The sequence below is a fragment of the Tissierella simiarum genome, from assembly GCF_018917865.1.
In the GTDB taxonomy this organism is placed as follows: domain Bacteria; phylum Bacillota; class Clostridia; order Tissierellales; family Tissierellaceae; genus Tissierella_C; species Tissierella_C simiarum.
Window position 1 is genome coordinate 265,508 of sequence record NZ_JAHLPM010000001.1, and the last position, 18,043, is coordinate 283,550.

The 18,043-nt window shown below is 28.2% G+C and carries 17 protein-coding genes and 1 pseudogene; 5 read left to right on the forward strand and 13 right to left on the reverse strand.

Annotation, left to right across the window (positions count from 1 at the left end; genetic code table 11):
• The first annotated feature begins 101 nt into the window (after positions 1 to 101).
• Positions 102 to 1,154, forward strand: a complete 1,053-nt coding sequence (locus KQI42_RS21595) for an ArsR family transcriptional regulator (protein WP_216515978.1) — start codon at positions 102 to 104, stop codon at positions 1,152 to 1,154.
• Between the two features lie 64 nt (positions 1,155 to 1,218).
• Here KQI42_RS21595 and KQI42_RS01330 read toward each other — a convergent pair whose 3' ends face one another.
• From KQI42_RS01330 to KQI42_RS01340, 3 genes are read right to left on the reverse strand one after another with little or no spacing between them, the layout of a single operon-like run.
• Complete coding sequence (locus KQI42_RS01330; protein WP_216515979.1) at positions 1,219 to 2,346, reverse strand: ABC transporter permease; 1,128 nt, start codon at positions 2,344 to 2,346, stop codon at positions 1,219 to 1,221.
• Positions 2,333 to 3,388, reverse strand: a complete 1,056-nt coding sequence (locus KQI42_RS01335; RefSeq protein ID WP_216515980.1) for an ABC transporter permease — start codon at positions 3,386 to 3,388, stop codon at positions 2,333 to 2,335. Before KQI42_RS01335 ends, KQI42_RS01330 begins: the two co-directional genes overlap by 14 nt.
• Position 3,389: 1 nt before the next feature.
• A complete protein-coding gene (locus tag KQI42_RS01340; RefSeq protein WP_216515982.1) occupies positions 3,390 to 4,322 on the reverse strand; it encodes an ABC transporter ATP-binding protein in 933 nt (310 codons plus the stop codon).
• Positions 4,323 to 4,846: 524 nt separating this feature from the next.
• Between KQI42_RS01340 and KQI42_RS01345 the strand changes: the two genes are divergently transcribed.
• A complete protein-coding gene (locus tag KQI42_RS01345) occupies positions 4,847 to 5,551 on the forward strand; it encodes a sensor histidine kinase (protein WP_216515984.1) in 705 nt (234 codons plus the stop codon).
• Between the two features lie 5 nt (positions 5,552 to 5,556).
• Entirely contained in the window at positions 5,557 to 6,168 is a 612-nt protein-coding gene (locus KQI42_RS01350; RefSeq protein WP_216515986.1) for a response regulator transcription factor, read from the forward strand.
• Between the two features lie 73 nt (positions 6,169 to 6,241).
• On the opposite strand, the gene KQI42_RS01355 is transcribed toward KQI42_RS01350, so the two are convergent.
• The 5 genes from KQI42_RS01355 to KQI42_RS01375 all read right to left on the reverse strand — a co-directional run bounded on the left by KQI42_RS01355 (position 6,242) and on the right by KQI42_RS01375 (position 10,894).
• Positions 6,242 to 7,612 (reverse strand): FtsW/RodA/SpoVE family cell cycle protein, encoded by a 1,371-nt coding sequence (locus tag KQI42_RS01355; RefSeq protein WP_216515988.1) that lies wholly within the window; start codon positions 7,610 to 7,612, stop codon positions 6,242 to 6,244.
• On the reverse strand, positions 7,599 to 7,946 hold the full coding sequence (locus KQI42_RS01360; protein WP_216515989.1) for a PadR family transcriptional regulator: 348 nt from the start codon (positions 7,944 to 7,946) through the stop codon (positions 7,599 to 7,601). The genes KQI42_RS01355 and KQI42_RS01360 overlap by 14 nt, the downstream gene beginning before the upstream one ends.
• A gap of 99 nt (positions 7,947 to 8,045) precedes the next feature.
• The gene (gene cobO / locus KQI42_RS01365; protein ID WP_216515990.1) at positions 8,046 to 8,558 is read right to left on the reverse strand and encodes a cob(I)yrinic acid a,c-diamide adenosyltransferase; all 513 of its coding nucleotides are present in this window, start codon (positions 8,556 to 8,558) and stop codon (positions 8,046 to 8,048) included.
• A 94-nt stretch (positions 8,559 to 8,652) separates the two neighbouring features.
• Entirely contained in the window at positions 8,653 to 9,624 is a 972-nt protein-coding gene (locus KQI42_RS01370; RefSeq protein ID WP_216515991.1) for a dipeptidase, read from the reverse strand.
• Between the two features lie 52 nt (positions 9,625 to 9,676).
• Entirely contained in the window at positions 9,677 to 10,894 is a 1,218-nt protein-coding gene (locus tag KQI42_RS01375) for a DUF819 family protein (protein WP_216515992.1), read from the reverse strand.
• A 217-nt stretch (positions 10,895 to 11,111) separates the two neighbouring features.
• Between KQI42_RS01375 and KQI42_RS01380 the strand changes: the two genes are divergently transcribed.
• Positions 11,112 to 11,663: a cupin domain-containing protein gene (locus KQI42_RS01380; RefSeq protein ID WP_216515993.1), complete on the forward strand. Its 552-nt coding sequence runs from the start codon at positions 11,112 to 11,114 to the stop codon at positions 11,661 to 11,663.
• A gap of 102 nt (positions 11,664 to 11,765) precedes the next feature.
• Here KQI42_RS01380 and KQI42_RS01385 read toward each other — a convergent pair.
• Positions 11,766 to 12,338: pseudogene (locus KQI42_RS01385) on the reverse strand (DsbA family protein); the annotation flags it as partial.
• 544 nt (positions 12,339 to 12,882) lie between these two features.
• Here KQI42_RS01385 and KQI42_RS01390 point away from each other — a divergent pair.
• Entirely contained in the window at positions 12,883 to 13,803 is a 921-nt protein-coding gene (locus tag KQI42_RS01390; RefSeq protein WP_216515995.1) for a YihY/virulence factor BrkB family protein, read from the forward strand.
• A gap of 107 nt (positions 13,804 to 13,910) precedes the next feature.
• Here the strand turns inward: KQI42_RS01390 and KQI42_RS01395 are convergent, their stop codons facing one another.
• The 4 genes from KQI42_RS01395 to pcp all read right to left on the reverse strand — a co-directional run bounded on the left by KQI42_RS01395 (position 13,911) and on the right by pcp (position 18,042).
• On the reverse strand, positions 13,911 to 14,708 hold the full coding sequence (locus KQI42_RS01395) for a Cof-type HAD-IIB family hydrolase (RefSeq protein ID WP_216515997.1): 798 nt from the start codon (positions 14,706 to 14,708) through the stop codon (positions 13,911 to 13,913).
• Positions 14,709 to 14,801: 93 nt separating this feature from the next.
• Entirely contained in the window at positions 14,802 to 16,835 is a 2,034-nt protein-coding gene (locus KQI42_RS01400) for a methyl-accepting chemotaxis protein (protein WP_216515999.1), read from the reverse strand.
• Positions 16,836 to 17,042: 207 nt separating this feature from the next.
• Entirely contained in the window at positions 17,043 to 17,240 is a 198-nt protein-coding gene (locus KQI42_RS01405; RefSeq protein ID WP_216516001.1) for a YjfB family protein, read from the reverse strand.
• 160 nt (positions 17,241 to 17,400) lie between these two features.
• Positions 17,401 to 18,042, reverse strand: coding sequence for a pyroglutamyl-peptidase I (gene pcp, locus KQI42_RS01410; protein WP_216516003.1), 642 nt, complete (start codon positions 18,040 to 18,042; stop codon positions 17,401 to 17,403).
• Position 18,043 lies beyond the last annotated feature (1 nt).

Sequence of the window (18,043 nt, forward strand, 5' to 3'; positions counted from 1 at the left end):
TTTTCTAACATATCTTAGAAATCGTTCTAACATATATTGATTTATTTCACCCTTTACTGTATTATAGTAATATATTAAGTATGGGGTGAGGAGATGGTGAGGTGGACTATAAAATAGAATATAACAGGGCTGTAGAATTTATAGGATCTATGTTTAAATATGCAACTAATAAACAACAACAGGCTAGCTGGAATAATAAGGATTTACAAGAAGATGTTACGAAAGGAATGTTAGATTTTTCTCCAAGTAACGATGTAAAAGAATGGATTAAATATGTAGATAATAATATTTCCCCGTTTTTAAGAAATGATATCGTATTCATAATGAATAAGGTTTTTGGATTATTCGATATATCCTTTAGACTCGTTCTCGAAGAAGATTTAAAAGAACCTATTGAATTAATCGAAAGCTTTAAAAAACTAGACAGTCAAAGATTAATTGAATTAACCTACTATTATTATGATTCAGAAATTCCTCTAGATAGTGAAGATATAATGATTAGAAATAATCTAACTGAGTTATATAACGAAGAAATATCTTCTTTTTTCATACAAATAAAAAAACATCCTACAGAATATAAAAATAAAATAGTAGAAGTCTTTGAAGCATTTTATAAACTATATTATGAACCTTCTCAAGAAAAAGTATATGATTTTATGGAAAAACAATGTAGAAATCATAACAAACTATTTAAAAAAGATTCTTTAGGTTTTTTAAATGCAGTTGGTTTAGGAGATTATTCAAAAATTATAGTTGATGAAAATCAGCTAAGAATATTTGTTAGCTTTTATGTAGATTTAGGAATTTTTTATTTTAGTATAGATAATACCTTTATCATGTTCTATGGATATACTATAGAGGATAGACTTGATAACAAGATGATACAAAATAGGTATAAAGCCTTATTTAAAGCACTTTCTGACGATAAGAGAATAGAAATCATTAAAATTACCAGTAAACGTCCTTGGTATAATAAAGAATTAGCAGATTATTTTAATTTAACCACAGCCACTTTATCTTATCATTTAAACTTACTACTTGATTTAGGTATATTAAATTTTGAACCTAGTATTAATAATAGATATTATTATACTACTAACAAGGAAAATCTAAAAAAATTATTTGATATAGCTTTAAAAGATCTCTTAGAATAATCAATAGAAATTAAGGAGAAAAATGCTTGTAATTCAGCTATTTTTCTCCTTAACTCATTTATCTCTAAGCCTTTTGCTTTACCTTAGAAAAATATAAACCCATCAACAAGAATGCCATAGCGAACAACAACTGCATAAATATTTCATACTTCACATCTAAGAAGGAACTAATATTCGTTTCATTTATTTTTACGAAATAATAGGTTGGGAAAAACTTAGCTATTGTTAATACCTTCTCCCCTAATAACTGTTGTGGCACCATTACACCTGATATAAACGAAGTTCCAAGGGATAATACTGTACTTATTCCACTTATAATAAATTTGTTATTGGTTATATTATTGATTAAAAATACAAGACATAAAGCAGAGAATGAAAACACTATTGTATTGATCACATATTTTGAAAAATCTACTTCTCCAATATATTTGCCTTTTAAGACAATACTCCCCAATATAAATACTAATGTTATAAAGCTTGCTATTGTTAGTTGCCCTAAATATATTTCTCTGTTGAATTTCAAGAACTTTATTGAAGATATCTTTCTTCTATTTTCAACTTCCTTATTTATAAAATCAGTCATAACAAAGCCTATTACTGCAATATATATGGCCATTATAATATAACTGGTGAAATTGAAGTAAAACTTAAACCATGTATTTGCCTTTTGATTTACATCATTATTATCAATTTTAAGTAAATTTACCTTTATCCCTTCATCCAAGGCAATGCCTACACTAGATAAATCAAACTTACCATCTTCATAGGTTGCATTAGTAAAGGAGATAAATTTGTTAATCTGATTTTGAATTTGATAGGATTCTATTTTTCTATCATCATTATATAACTCAATGGCTCTTTCTTTATTAATTACTTTTTCCTCAAAATCCTTTGGAATGATAATTACTGCATCTACTATTTCTAGAAAAATCTGCTCCTTAATATACTTTTCATCTGAGATTGTATCAATTATATTATTCTTTTTTCCTAAATACTCTATTAAACTCTTTGATAATTCACTACCACTATTATCAACTATTCCGATATCAAGCTTTGTTTCCATAAAGCTGGTTTCTCTTTGTGCATTAGTACTACCATTTATTATTGATAGAATGAAGAAAATAATTGTATAAGAAAGGATAACTCCCTTATTTTTTAATGCTATTTTAATAAAATACTTATATACTGTCATAGGTCTTCCTCCTTAGAAATCCATAGGAAATAAAGATTAAAGTTATACAGTAAATACTTAAAATTATAATTCCTTGATTTACATTTTGAGTATTTTCTAGAAGATTTATTTTATATAAATTATCAGTTATTATGGAAATTGGATTTATCTTACCTATTAAAGGAATTTTTTTATCAACCAAAATTTTTATATCTGGAGACATCATTCCTGAGAAAAATGATAAAACTAATGTAATCATAATGCCTAAAATGGTTTTTACATTTCCACTTTGTTTATTAGAAGCACCGATCAACATCCCAAGGGCTACTCCAAATAAGTTTCCTATTATTATAAAAATTGCACTATACCTTATTTCTGTAAATAAATCAATCTTTAAAATATATTTTATAAAAATAAGCAGTATCCCATTTGAAAGCAAGTTTAAGATTAATGAAACTATGACTCCTGCCAGTAAAAAATCATTCTTTTTAAGTGGCGTTACATTTATCCTCTTGCCTACATTAGTTAAATTTGCTTGAATTAAACTAACTGTTTCAATCCCAGGAAAAATTCCATAGGTAGAAACCATTGCAATTAGTGAGTAGAATATAATGATTATAGCATCTGCCTTTTGATTTCTATCTAATACATAGTCTATTGTAAAATCAAATTTTTCAATTGGTACATTTAACTCTCCCATTTGTTTTATTTGATCTATAATCTCTTTAATTATGGTCTGATTTATCCCAGATTTGCTAACTAATAGATTTAAATCATTGTCAATAAATCCTTGAATTTCTTCATTTTCTAGTTTTTCATTTATCTCATCTTCTGATATTTTATGGACATTTAGAAGTTCGATTTCTTCCAATATAAATCCAATAGGATTTTCAGATTTTATTCCTATATCTATACTTTCTAACTCTATATCAATCAATCCATTAAAGGCTGTATAGAAAAATATGGCCATTATCAATGGATATATTAAAGTCCAGAAAAGAAAACTTTTATCTCTATATCGGTTTTTTCCTTGATATATACAATTTCTAAATATATTTTTCATATCAATCCCTAAGCTCCTTCCCTGTTAACTCTAAGAATACATCATTTAATGTAGGTAATTGACTATAGAGCTTGGTATAGGCTAATTTGTTTTCTTTTATAAATTCCAATAGATTTGATAAATTATTGAGTCCATTTTCAAACTTTATAATATAATCATCTTCTTTTTTTTCTATGTCAATTACATGAGGTATACTTTTGATTTTCTGAGCTTTTTCATCCTCAATGGCTGAGAATCCGACTACTATTTTTTCAGTTGTTGTTATCATAGCTTTTAGTTCTTCATTAGTTCCAGAAACCAAATTTTTTCCATTATCCATGATGATGATTCTCTTACAAAGCATTTCTGCTTCCTCTAGATAATGGGTAGTGTATATAATAGTGCTACCCTCTTGATTTAGCCTTTTTATTCCATCCAATATAAAGTTTCTACTTTGAGCATCTACTGCAACAGTAGGTTCATCTAGAAAAATCAGCTTAGGTTTATGGGCTATTCCACAAGCAATATTTAATCTTCTCTTAAGTCCCCCACTTAACTTTTTAGGATAAAACTTTATATAATCTTTTAAACCTACAAATTCTATAGCTTCTTCTACGTATTGTTTTCTTAAACTTTTATCTTCTATATAAAGTCCACAAAAATAATCTATATTTTCCCTCACCGTTAAATTCTCAAAAACTGAAACCTCTTGAGGCACTACCCCTATTTGTTTTTTAATATCATAGGAATTTGGAGTCATTTTCTTTTCAAATATTTCTATTTCACCTTTATCAAAGCTTAATAATGAAAGAATACAGTTTATTGCTGTAGTCTTGCCACAACCATTAGGTCCTAAAAGTCCTAATATCTCTCCCTCTTCAACCTCCATGTTGAAATGATCAAGAGCAATTAACTCCTTGTATCTTTTTACTAAATTTTTTACTCTTACTATCATTTAAATCACTCCCATATTTCATCTTAATTTAATTATATGAATTTAATGGTTTCCCTTGTAGTGTATAGAATCACAATACAATATGACAAATGTCATATAATAAATTGTATAATATAATCAATATTAGTATAATTAAAATATAAAGAGTATTAATCATTTGGCAAACTTAATCAGGAGGAATTTTAGTGAGAAGGTTTATAGAAAAGTCATTTATAGTTCTTTTTTGCTTATATAATACCTATAAGGTAAGTCCAACAAAAGACTTGGTCTTTTATTTTCTTATAAGCCTAATACTTTCCTTAGCTTTAGACTTATTTCGCCCTAGAAAAATAAGAATTTTTATTTATTTTGTTTTTCTAATGCTTTATCTTTATGACCCCCTGTTCATCTATTACTTACCTTTGATTTTGTATAATATGTATTTAGATTTCAATGTATATACTTTTTTTGTTATACCTATAATTCTAAGAAATTTTTCTATAATAAATTTGTTAATATCCTGTATATCTCTTTATCTTTCAGTTATGACAAAAAAATTTAATGTGTTTTTAAATGAAAATAAAACAGTAAGGGATGAATTGAAAGAAGATACTATTTACTTAAAAAAATATAATGAGCAATTAAAAATTGATAGAGAAAAAAATATCCATATTGCCATACTTACAGAAAGAAATAGGATTGCAAGAGAACTTCATGATTCAATAGGTCATGCTATAAGCAGCAGTATTTTACAAGTGGAAGCTCTAAAAATAGTCTCTGATAATACTATGTCAGAAAGCTTAGATTTACTTCAGAATACTTTAGATAATGGAATGAATGATATTAGAAAGAGTATCCATAATTTATATAATGAATCCCTTGATTTAAAAAGTAGAATCGAAAGTCTTTGTAGTGAAATTCCCTCCATAGAAGTTGACCTGATCTATAGGTTGGAAGATGATCTGCCCTATGATTTAAAATTTGATATCTTATCTATTATAAGAGAAGCCATTACCAATTGTGTTAAACATTCTAATGCTACGGAACTTAAAATAAGTCTATTAAATCAACCTAAATTCTATTCCATTATAATAAAAGATAATGGGAGTGAATTTAATAGAACTGACAATCTCTTAACTAAAGGTATAGGTCTTCTTTCTATGAATGAAATAGCCAACAAATATAATGGTTTTTTGAATTATGAATTTGACAATGGTTTCAAAATACACTTGACTTTAATGAAGAGGTGATAAATATGAAAATTATAATTGTAGACGATGACTATTTAGTTGTTAATTCTCTAAAGACAATTGTAAATGCTAGTGGAATAGAAGTTCTAGCTGTAGGTTATGATGGCATGGAAGCTGTTGATCTTTATAATCTACATAGACCAGATTTAATCCTTATGGATATAAGAATGGAAAAAATGAATGGTATAGAAGCTACCAAGAAAATTTTAGAGATAGACCCAGATGCTAAGATATTATTAATTACCACCTTCCAAGATGATGAATATATTTCATCCGCTCTTTCCCTAGGTTGTAAAGGCTATATATTAAAACAAAATATTCAAGGAATTATTCCTGCAATGAATGCAGTTTATTCCGGAAATTTAGTTTTCGATTCAAAAATAGTATCCAATATTCAAAAGTACTCAAAAAAGAATATAGACATTGACTTATCAGATAGAGAATTAGATATTTTACTCTTAGTGGCAGAAGGGCTAAATAACAAAGAAATAGCTGACAAGCTATTTCTAAGTGAAGGTACTGTAAGAAATTATGTTTCTAATATGCTGGAAAAATTATCACTAAGGGATAGGACTCAACTTGCAATTTATTATTATAAGTTAAAGTTTGATGTATAGACAAATAATAAGATAGTGGATGTTTCTCACTATCTTATATGATTATAGAAGAGTAAAAATTTCATTTTTCTATTTATCTATTTAAATCTATGATTATTTTCCCATCAACAATTTTAACTCTCTCTCTTCTAATCAACGGATTTAAATCTCTGTTACCATATAACATACTAGATTTATATACAGACAACATAATGCCAATTAAAAACATATTTATTACTGTAGCTATTTTACTATATGAAATCAGTGGTAATGTCAAAGGTGTAAACAATTGAAATCCTAGATTACTTGCAACATAAAATAAAACTTGCATAATAAAAGTGACTATAACAGATAAAGACACTAATCCACCTAATACGCTTTTTTGTTTTAAGCTAAATTTAAGAGAGCGAATAATAAATGCCAATATGAAAAACATTATTATAATAAAGGATATCCACCCGATTCTATGAATTAAATAGGTTAGTAAAAAGTCAGTATGTATATCCACTAACACATTATCTGCATTTAATCCAAATTGACTAGACCCAAATAATTTTGCATTCACTATTATACTTCTAGTTGCATTAGCCCAATATCCTGCTCCCATTGGATCAAGGGATGGGTTAAAAGCAGTTTTTAGTCTAAGTAGTTGATAATCATTTATAAATACAATCTTAGTTAATGATACAATAACTATTGGTATATAAATAAGCAGTAATCCATTCAACTTTTTTACATTAAACCAACCTCTTAATATTGCATATGTAAAAATCATAAGGCTAGTTATTGAATATAAAGCTAAGATTGATAAACTTGGAATCTTTAAACAAATTAAAACGGGTATAATAAAATATATTCCACTTAAAATTATCCCTAAATATCCCTTATTTCTCATATCATAGACTATCCCAGCAAAGGCTGTTGGAAATAATAACATTAAAAACTTAACATAAAAAATCTGTCCTTGATAAACAGGTGATATAATCATAACTCCAAGTGTTACTAAAACAAGGCTAAAATATATTATTTTAGGATACTTTCCAATAATAGTATAATCCAAGAAATATGCAATAATCATGGTTAGCATCCCAAAGATAGTAAATATTATGCTATTGGTAAACATTATACCATTGTTTGATATATCTGTCATTTCAGGATTACGAAAAATAAAACCTCTAATGATAACACCCAAAATAAGTAAAATTCCGGTTAATGCAATTATACCCCATTCAGGTTTTGGTATATAAGTACGGTCAAATTCCAAGCCTACAGCAGTGGGATCTCCCATCTCCAATATGGCTTTATTAATTGCCGTTTCCTCATCCAGCCCTTCAGATATTAATGCATTCTTTTGATCAATAATATGGTTTTCTATTTCTTCTGAAATGATCTTGTGTGCTTTTTTCCATCTTATTTGTTCACAAACAGTCTTTAAATACTCCTTAATTTTATTAGATTGTTCCAAAATCAACACCCCTTTGCAAAACTTGATCAACAGCAGAGACATAAAACTTCCACTCAGCCTTTTTTTCTGCAAGCATTTTTTTGCCTTTCTTTGTTATACTATAATATTTTCTTACTCTAGTACTATCCGCCTCTTTATCATAGGATTGTACCATTCCCTGCTCTTCAAGACTGTGCAATATGGGATATAGTGTTCCTGCTTTTAATGAAAATGTATTATCCGACCTTTTAGCTAATTCCTCAATCATCAAATATCCATACATATCTTTATCCTCTAATAAACTTAATACCAACATTGTTGTACTTCCAGTTATTAAATTCCTATTAACTCCCATAAATTCACCTCTTCTCATTATATAGATAATCTATATATATTATATATAGATTATCTATATAAGTCAATAAAGAGAGTATTATATTTATCGTGACTATTATTAAAACTCAATACCTTTTCTTGCTTCTACTCCTTCATTATAATAATGTTTTATTTCCTTCATTTCTGTAACTAAATCAGCTAAATCTATAATTTCCTTTGGTGCATATCTTCCTGTAATGACCACTTCTATATTTTTATTTCTTTTATTTAGTATATCTACTACTTCATCAATAGAAAACAAGTTAAAATATAATGCAATGTTTAATTCATCTAATATAATTAAATCATATTCTCCTTTTTCTAAAATCTCTTCACATTTTTTAAGTCCTTTTCTCGCTAATTTTATATCCTCTTCTGTTGGAGCATTACGAATAAAGCAATCTCTACCAAATTGCTGGATTTTAATTTGTGGTAAATATTCTGTTATATGTAATTCACTATATTCCATGCCTTTAATAAACTGCCCAATAAAAACCTTCTTACCCGCTAAAGCTGCTCTTACTGCTAAACCAACACTAGCTGTAGTTTTACCTTTTCCATTTCCTGTATAAACATGTATGTAACCTTCCATATACATATACCCCCTATATCATTGTGCTATAGTTTTATATCTTTATAATATCATAATTTTAGGTTTAATTTTAAAAAGGGAGCAATAGCTCCCTTTACAATACTTTATCCATGATATTTAAAAAGTTTTTATAACTTATTTTTTCTATATCTTCTTCTTTATAACCTCTTTTTCTTAAAACATTTATTAAATTATCTGTCTTAGAAATATCTTCAAGTCCTATAGTTCCTTTATATTCACCTTCTACAAAGCTATCCGTAGTATTATCTTCTAGATACTCAAAGAAATCAAAACCAAAAGCTACATGATCTATACCTATTAATTCAACTATATGATCTACATGGCTAGCTAAATATTCCACTGTTTGCTTTTCTCTCTCTTTATGAACAAATTTATTAAATCCATTAAGCCCTACTAATCCATCCTTTTCTCCAATAGCCCTAATCTGATCATCTGTCAGATTTCTCCTTACATCACATAAAGACCTACAATTAGAATGAGATGCAATAAAAGGTTTATTTGTATTTTCATATATATCCCAGAAGGTTTTATCATTAGCATGAGATACATCTAAAATAATGCCTAAATCTTCTATAATTTTTATAGCTTCTTTTCCTAATTTAGTAAGTCCTCTATTAATATCTCCGTCTATTCCTGTGGCTAAAGGATTTTCTTCATTCCAAGTAAGGCTACAATGACGAATTCCTATTTGATATAGAGAGTATAACCCTTCTATATCTTCTCCTAAAGAACTTAGACCTTCTACTCCTATTAATATTCCTAATTTATTTTCCTCTACAGCCTTATAAAAATCATTGCTATTATATATGATTTTTATAATATCTTGATTTTGCCAAATTTCACTACTCATAGCCCTTACACTTTCTATGAATCTTTCTCTTGGTCTAGTATCATGAGGTGGATCTGCCCATATAACAAAAATTCCACCTGCCATATTTCCTTTTTTAAATCTATCTAAATGATAAGTTCTAATTACATCTTTAACGCCATCTATTCTTTTAGTAGTAACATCAGTCCAAATGTCCCCATGAATGTCAAAAATCATTGTCATACCTCCCGTTATTAAAGACAGAGTTAACTTCTCTGCCTTTAATGTTCTATAATAATTGTAATACTTTCCCCATCAATATTCCACAATAATTCCCTATAATATAGCCTAGAGTACCTGCTAGTATACAAGGGGCTATTAACTTATTCCATCCCTTAGCTATAGCCATAGCTGCTGCTGTAGTAGGTCCACCTATACTAGCATTAGATGCAAGGAGAATTTCTTCTAAATCAAACTTAAACAATTTTCCAAGAGCTAAACTGACTATCATATTAACTAACACTATAATTCCACAGAAAACTAATAATAGAGGAGATTTAGTCAATATAAGCTGAATTGAAGCTGGTACACCTATTACTACAAGAAAAATATAGATTAAAAATGTACCTAATTCTTGAGCTCCATTAATATTTCCAAAAAATCCTGGTAAATAAGTAGCAAGTAACATAGTCAATGTAGTAATAATTAAATATTTATTACCTAAAAGTCCATTTAATAGATCTGTAATGAAGTTTCCTGTGGGTATCTTACTACCTAAAAACGAAGCTACTTCTGTGGATACAGTAACTATTGCAAAAGCAGTTCCCATAGCAAAGCCAATATCTTTTAAAGATATCTCTTTCCTGCCCCAGTATTGGGCAGCCATAGTTTCCCCTTCTTGGTTATCTCCCATGTTTTTCACTTCATCCATATGAGGATGAGTAAATTTATCTCTAAAAAACTTAACTGATGGAATTCCAATTAATACGAAAAAATATAAAGCCATTAATAAATTATCTGCTACCACTAACGCCGAAACCCATTCTCCTGGCGTTGCAAAACTTTCTGCCATAGCTACAAAATTAACACCACCACCAATATAAGAGCCAGTCATCATTGCCGCCATTTTATATAATTCTGGTATACGATTTCTTAAAGCTAGAAAAGCAATAAAAGTTCCAAGCAAAGTCCCCATGGCACTTAGTAAAAATACAATAACAATTCTTCCACTTTCACGCCATATTTTTTTAATATTTGCTTTATATAGCAAAAGTGGTATAGCTAAAGGTACTACATATCCCCAAACAGCATCATATGTAGGTGCTTCTGTAGGTATTACTTTTAAATTAGCCAATATCATAGCTCCTATTAATCCAATAATTGCTCCAGTAACTTTTGATGCCCATTTGTAAGTCTGTTCTAAGTAGATACTAATAGCTGCCCATCCAACTAAAATAGTCCACAAAGCCCAAGTATTATCGGCACTAATTAAAGTTCCACCATTCATCTAATACATCCCCCTTTATATTTTTATGTGGAAAACCTTTTCCACAGTTAGATGTGAATATTGATTCTGATAATATTTAATTTTCTGCTAATTTTTATTATAATATATATTCAACACAAATTCAATATACTAACTTTTTTTCATTATATTGAATTTATTAAGTTATGTTTTTATGATAAAATTTAATATAAGAAGATAAAAATAGGAGTGAATTACTTTGGAGATTAATGTAGGTGCAAAGATTAAAAGTTTGAGACAAAAAAAGGGAATGAAAATTGCTGAATTAGCAGAAAATGCTGAATTAAGCTCTAGTCTTATTAGCCAGATTGAAAGAAACATGGTAACTCCCTCTATAGTTTCTTTATGGAAGATTGCTCAAAGTCTTAATGTATCAGTGGGATATTTTTTTGATGAAGAAAATAAAAATAGCTTTAATCCAATAGTTACTAGAGATAACCGAAAAAAAATACTAGCTTCAAACTCTAATGCCACTTATGAACTCTTATCTCCTGACCTAAATAGAAAAATTGAATTCCTATATATTACGATTAAAAAAGGTGAGTATTCAACTAAGGAACTTATAACCCATGAAGGTGAAGAATGTGGTATAGTCATTAAAGGTAAACTGATGATAAAAATGGAAGATGAAGAATATATACTTGAAGAAGGAGATAGTATTTATTTCAACAGTACTACACCCCATAGATATATAAACGTTGGAGATGAGACTTGTATATCTATTTGGGCCATGACTCCTCCAAGCTTTTAAAAAACAATAAAACCCTCTTAGTTTATCTTTAAAGAGGGTTTTAATAATTATAAATAATGTATCCTATATATTGGACTTTATCTTTATAAAATAAATATATGTTTAAAAACAAGAAAACAAGATTTTATCTAGTTCTTCAAATTTAGTATAGCCTTGTGAAATTATTCTTCCCTTACCTTCTTTTGCTGCAACAACTGTCGGAAAACTTCTTACCCCTATTGAATCAACCATATTAAAATACTTAAAAGTTTCTTGTATTAAATCCTCTGAGAGAAATTTTCTCTCAAACTCTTCCTTGGTTATTCCAAAACTTTCCCCTATTTCAATATATGTTTCCAAACTATTCATATCCTTTCCTTCTATAAAAAAAGCCTCTTGAACTTTCTTAAGAAATTTAAAAGCTGCATCCTTTTTTAATCTTTGAATTAAAACTACTGCTTTTGCCCCTAGAAAACTATCTAAAATCATATCCGTATTTTGTAATATATTTTTATTAAATCCTTCTCCAAATTTTTTCCCAGTTAATTGCTTTATTTGTCTATTATGACTTTTTATATAATCAGCCAAACTAGCATTCATAATTTTAACATTATCCTCTCTCCACATTCCTCCAGGTAAAATATTAAAATCGTAAATTTCCTTGTACTTTTCTTGTATTTTAGTTATAACATCACTAAAACCATAACACTATCCACACATAGTATCCATAACATAATATATTTTTGTTTTCATTTTTCCTCCTAGATTAAATTCTATATTAAGTCTAATTTTTGATGTAAATATAATATCACCTAGAATCTAAGTAGTATTATCTATACAAATCTATAAACTATTAATACCTTAATTTCTCCATTTTAACCTATTCTTTAATCATTTAATGTTCTTATTAATCTATTTATTTTTTCTTTATTTTCCATAATGAAAGTCAATTTTTGCAGTAATACTTAAATAATCATCCTAGACCTTTTTTATACTATTAGTATGTTCAATACTAATGTTCCAATTCTCTTCTTATAAATGTGGCAATCATTGCAGCATTATGATTATAGCTATATATTATTTACAATAACAAAAAATATATTTTGCAAAATTTTTAACATTCTATCTTGTTTAAATTAATTTTTATTAGGTAATATATATATAATGTTTAAAATTATAATTGTACTAATAACTTTGGGAATATCTTTATTCTAATATAAGTATTGATTGGGGTGATTACTTGAAATTTAGAAATCTAGATAAGTATTACAATAAAAAATGGATACTGTTTATAGACCAGCTTCTTTTTCGTTTTAAAGATGATGCTGTTACAGCTATTGGTGCTCAGTTAACTTATTACCTTATACTATCTATATTTCCTTTCTTGATATTTTTCTTAAACATATTAAGCTTTACGCCTATTGCAAGAGAAGATATATTTGGAGGATTAATCATAGTATTGCCTATAGAAACTCAAAAAATTTTATCTGGTATTATTACAGAAATAGTTCAAAGCAGCAGCGAGACTCTTCTTTCTCTTGGTGCTATTACAGGTATATGGGCGGCCTCTAAAGGTATAATGGCTGTAATTAGAGCTATAAACAGAGCTTATGACTTTGAAGAATCTAGATCCTATTGGAAACTTAGAGGGCTATCTATTATCTTTACCATCGCACTATTGATTCTCTTAACTTTAGTTTTCTTAACCTTAGTTTTCGGAGAATTATTAGGTAATAAAGTCTTTGCTTTTATAGGAAAAACTGAAACTTTTATTACAATATGGCGGTATTTTAGAGTCACTATTTCTCTATTTTCTATGATTCTTATATTTGCTTTATTATATAAATTTAGTCCTTCTACCAAAAAAGAGAGAAGAATTAAATTTAAAAATACTTTGCCAGGTGCTATTTTTGCGTCTATAGGTTGGATAATTATTTCCACTATTTTTTCTTACTATGTAAACAATTTTGGAAACTTCTCTAAAACCTATGGAAGTTTGGGAGGAATTATTATACTTTTAATTTGGTTGTACATAAGTAGTATAATAATAGTACTAGGTGGTGAAATTAATGCTACTTTAGAATCCTTTAAGGAAGACGGCTTCGTAACATATTCTAAAGATAGTTTTTTAAACAGGCATAAATATAGAAAAAAACCATAAATTTTTTATAAAATTTATGGTTTTTTAACATTTATTTTTATATCCATTATAAAATCTAAACATAATCTTGGTAATCAAGCATTAAAAGCTTGGTTACCCTATATTTTTTATTTTGCAGATTCCCTAAAAGTTTCTTCTAAAACATGATAAACTCCATCTTCATTATTGGTATATTTAGATATTTCATTCCATCTATCTAAAAGCATTTCATCAGAGTTTTTTATGGCAATACCTTTTCCTGCAAACTTTAACATTTCTAAATCATTTAAATTATTTCCTATAGCAAGAACTTCTTCTCTCCTTATGTTTAGCCTCTCACATAGATGCCTTACTCCTGTACCCTTATTAGTATTAAAAGGAATAAACTCTAAAGAATGAGGGGTAGACATAGTAAAAAATACACTATCCATTTTTACATTATTATAAAGAGCCTTTATTTTCTCTTCTTCATCACTTAAAATTATCATGGTAGCTTTATCTACAATATTTTCACTTAACTTTCCTACTACCTTATATGGTATATTAAGGTTCCTAGAAGTTGCCTGTGCCCGTTCATCATCTTTTTCTACATAGAGAATGTTGTCTATGTAAACTCTTATGTAATGAGATCTATTTTCTCCAAGCCTTATTATCTCTTTAGTTTCCTTTAAAGGAATAGTAGCATTAAACAAAAGTTCATCTTTAATGGGATCAAATATTTGAGCACCATTAAACACAACTAAAGGTGAATTTATATTTAAATCTTCAGCTACCATCTTAGTAGATGAATAATTTCTTCCAGTAACTAAAGTTACTACGACACCCATATCCATTAATTTTTCTATCTTATCTACAGTTCTTTTAGATACTTTTTCTTCATCGTCTAATAAGGTCCCATCAATATCAATAGCAACTAATTTATACAAAAAATCACATCCTATTCTTTATAAAAATAATTGTTACAATTATATTATACAATAAGTTTTATATAATTCTTAACATAATGTGGTTAATTGATTTTATATTTGAAATTTCGATATTAAAGCTTTAAGCTCCATAGCCAATTGAGATAAGCTATCACTAGCTGAAGCAATTTCTTCCATAGATGCTGTTTGTTCCTCTGTTAAGGCAGATACACTTTGTACATTTCCAGATATACCTTTACTCATATCTTCTACGGATGATGCAGAAGTTACTATACTTTCTGCCCCTTCTCCAACTTGGTTTATAGCTTTACTTATACTTTCCACTTGAAGTACTACTCTATCTATTAAGTCTGCTATTTCATTAAAATAATCTATTGCCTCAGCTACAGTAACTCTACCTTTTTCAATTTCTGTATTGCTTAATTCCATACTTACATTAACTTTGTATATTAATTCATGATTTTGTTTTATTAAATCATAGATCTTATCTGTAGAATTCCCTGTTTCTTCAGCCAATTTCCTAATTTCATCAGCTACTACAGAAAAGCCTCTTCCTGCCTCTCCTGCTCTTGCTGCCTCTATAGCTGCGTTTAAAGCTAGAAGGTTGGTTTGTTCTGCAACAGTTTTAATAACATTTATTATTTCATCCATTTTTTTAGAGCTATTGTCTACTTTTTCTAACGAAGATTTTACTTCTTTTGAACTATTTATAATGCTATTCATTTGAGAAGTAGTTTCTTCCATTTTTATCTTTCCATCACTTGTCTTTTCTGATACATAATTACTCAAATTATCTATCTCTTCAGCATTACTGCTTATCTCTTGAATTTGAGCAGATATTTCTTCCATATAAGAAGTAACATTTAATATATCATTTAGTTGATTTTCTGAATTATAAGCAATTTGCCCAGATGCCTCTGCAATATTAGAAGCAGCAGAAGCTGACTCTTCAGACATAGCTGTTAATTCTTCTGCCGAACTAGCAACTTGCTCAGAAGACTCATTTATTTGTTGAACAAAAAATCTTAAATTTTCAATTACAATCTTGTTAGCCCTTCCTATATCTCCTATTTCATCTTTTCTCCTTAATATCTTAGGATCTACATCTCTTTTAATATTTAATTCTGATATTTCCTTCATATGTTCAGTAGTTTCTTTTATGGGTTTAGTAATGGAATTACTTATGAATAAGGAATAAAAAATTCCAACAATTAAAGCTACAATTATAAGACATATCATATAAGTTCTTAATTGATTTAAATCCTTATCCATTTCTTTTACATCTATAGCTACTCCTAAAGACCAATCTTTGTTTGTTAAAGATGTATAACTAGCATATCTCATTTTGCCAGAATAATAATAATCATCTACATTTGATTCTTTATTTACCATTTTTTGAAACACTTCTGATAACCCTTTATGTTCTGGATTATCTTTCATCTTCTCAATTGTAAGGTCTCCAGCTTCAACTACTTCCTTAATATAGTATGAAATTAATTCTCCCTTTTCATTAACTAAAAAAGCATCTCCCGTTTCTCCAAAACTTACGCCATCAATAATACTATAAATTTCATCGGCAGGTTTAAATCCTACTAATACTCCTACTATTTTATTTCTATACTTAACAGGTGTAGAAATAGCTATCTGATTTTCATCCCCTGTTCTACTTTTAAAAGCTTCTGACAAAAAACTTTTTCCTTCCTTAGCTTCTATAAAATAATCTCTATCAGCAACATTGATTATTTCTCCATTTTCTAGTTTTGCATCTCCATTTAAATCTATAAAACTTAATTCAGTATATCCTAGTCGTTCTTTTTCTTGATTTAAAGCTGCTGACTTCTCTTCCAAACTTATGCTTGGATTAGCTATTCTTTCATGACTAGCAGCCCCCTCAATAGTGACTATAAATTTATCTATCTTCTCATCTATTAATTTAACTGAATCAAAAGCCTTATTTGTAAGAATTTGATTCATGTGGTTTCTTATACTTTTATCGAAAAGGCCATATGATATAAGTCCCATAGTTACTGATATAACTAGTAAAAGTAAAATATTTAATAAAGCCATTCTTGTTTTTAAACTTTTAAAATAAATCATGTTAATTTTCTTTTCTTTATTTCCTTTCATTGTAAGACACTCCTTCTATATTTTTTATTTGAATTAGTATAGTGTATAATAATAGTATTTTTTAAATTTCTCTCTTCTAATATCTAACCTCCTTGATGAATTATTACAAATACACATAATGTTGTATGCCTTCCAATAAATCTTGTGTATATTGTATAACTTTGTCAGTTTAATACGAAAAAATATAAGCTAGGATTAGCTCCTAGCTTATAGTCTTATATCAATATTTCCCCCAATTTGAGGATTTACTGATTGTTCCATTGTTCTAGTATTAACTTCTAAAATTTTAGTTAAATCTAGACTTTGACTTTTCATATTATCCATAGCCATTTTTAAAACAGAAACACTTGCTTGTTGGGCCACTTTCATTTGACTTAATCCTATTGATAATCCAGCTATATCCACAATATCAACCCCTTTAATTATTGACTCAAATATAGTATCGGCAATATGATGGAATATGTTTAAGGTTTAAATATGTTTTAATCTTTATAAATACAGTAAAACATAAAGATATTTCCTTGAATATAGTAAAAAATAGGGACATTGTCTGTCCCTATTTTCTTTAATGAGTTTTTCCTTCTTGCGTCTTTATATCTTCCTCATATTCTAATGCTGCTTCAATAGCTAATGTAAGTCCTTTAATAATGTTTTCTGTACTCATACTAGCCATATTTCCTTTCCCTACAACTTGTTCTGGTAAATAAGGCACATGGATAAATCCTCCTCTTATATGAGGATATTTCTTATCAATTAAATACAATAGTCCATACATAATATGGTTACATACAAAGGTTCCAGCACTGTTTGAAACACTAGCAGGTATTCCATTTTCTTTCATCTTTTGAACCATAGCCTTAATAGGAATAGATGCAAAGTATGCATTTTCTCCATCTTCAAATATTGGTGTATCTATAGGTTGATTTCCGTCATTATCCTCTATTCTTGCATCATCTATATTTACGGCTACTCTCTCTACTGTAATATCATATCTTCCGCCAGCTTGTCCTACACAAATAACTATATCTGGATTTTCCTCTTCTATTGCCTTTTCCAATTGATTTATAGACTTTCTAAATACTGTAGAAATTTCCTTTCTAACAATTTCTACCCCCTTAATATTATCTTCCAAACCTTTTACTGCTTCATAGGCAGGATTTATTTTTTCTCCTCCAAAAGGATCAAAACCTGTAATTAATACTTTCATT

Excerpts from the sequence above, each read along its gene's own strand:
- cobO (WP_216515990.1), bottom strand. The coding sequence starts at position 8,558 with ATGGAAGGTTACATACATGTTTATACAGGAAATGGAAAAGGTAAAACT.
- KQI42_RS01360 (WP_216515989.1), bottom strand. The coding sequence starts at position 7,946 with ATGGGAGTTAATAGGAATTTAATAACTGGAAGTACAACAATGTTGGTA.
- KQI42_RS01370 (WP_216515991.1), bottom strand. The coding sequence starts at position 9,624 with ATGATTTTTGACATTCATGGGGACATTTGGACTGATGTTACTACTAAA.
- pcp (WP_216516003.1), bottom strand. The coding sequence starts at position 18,042 with ATGAAAGTATTAATTACAGGTTTTGATCCTTTTGGAGGAGAAAAAATA.
- KQI42_RS01345 (WP_216515984.1), top strand. The coding sequence starts at position 4,847 with ATGACAAAAAAATTTAATGTGTTTTTAAATGAAAATAAAACAGTAAGG.
- KQI42_RS01400 (WP_216515999.1), bottom strand. The coding sequence starts at position 16,835 with ATGAAAGGAAATAAAGAAAAGAAAATTAACATGATTTATTTTAAAAGT.
- KQI42_RS01330 (WP_216515979.1), bottom strand. The coding sequence starts at position 2,346 with ATGACAGTATATAAGTATTTTATTAAAATAGCATTAAAAAATAAGGGA.
- KQI42_RS01350 (WP_216515986.1), top strand. The coding sequence starts at position 5,557 with ATGAAAATTATAATTGTAGACGATGACTATTTAGTTGTTAATTCTCTA.
- KQI42_RS01335 (WP_216515980.1), bottom strand. The coding sequence starts at position 3,388 with ATGAAAAATATATTTAGAAATTGTATATATCAAGGAAAAAACCGATAT.
- KQI42_RS01375 (WP_216515992.1), bottom strand. The coding sequence starts at position 10,894 with ATGAATGGTGGAACTTTAATTAGTGCCGATAATACTTGGGCTTTGTGG.
- KQI42_RS01340 (WP_216515982.1), bottom strand. The coding sequence starts at position 4,322 with ATGATAGTAAGAGTAAAAAATTTAGTAAAAAGATACAAGGAGTTAATT.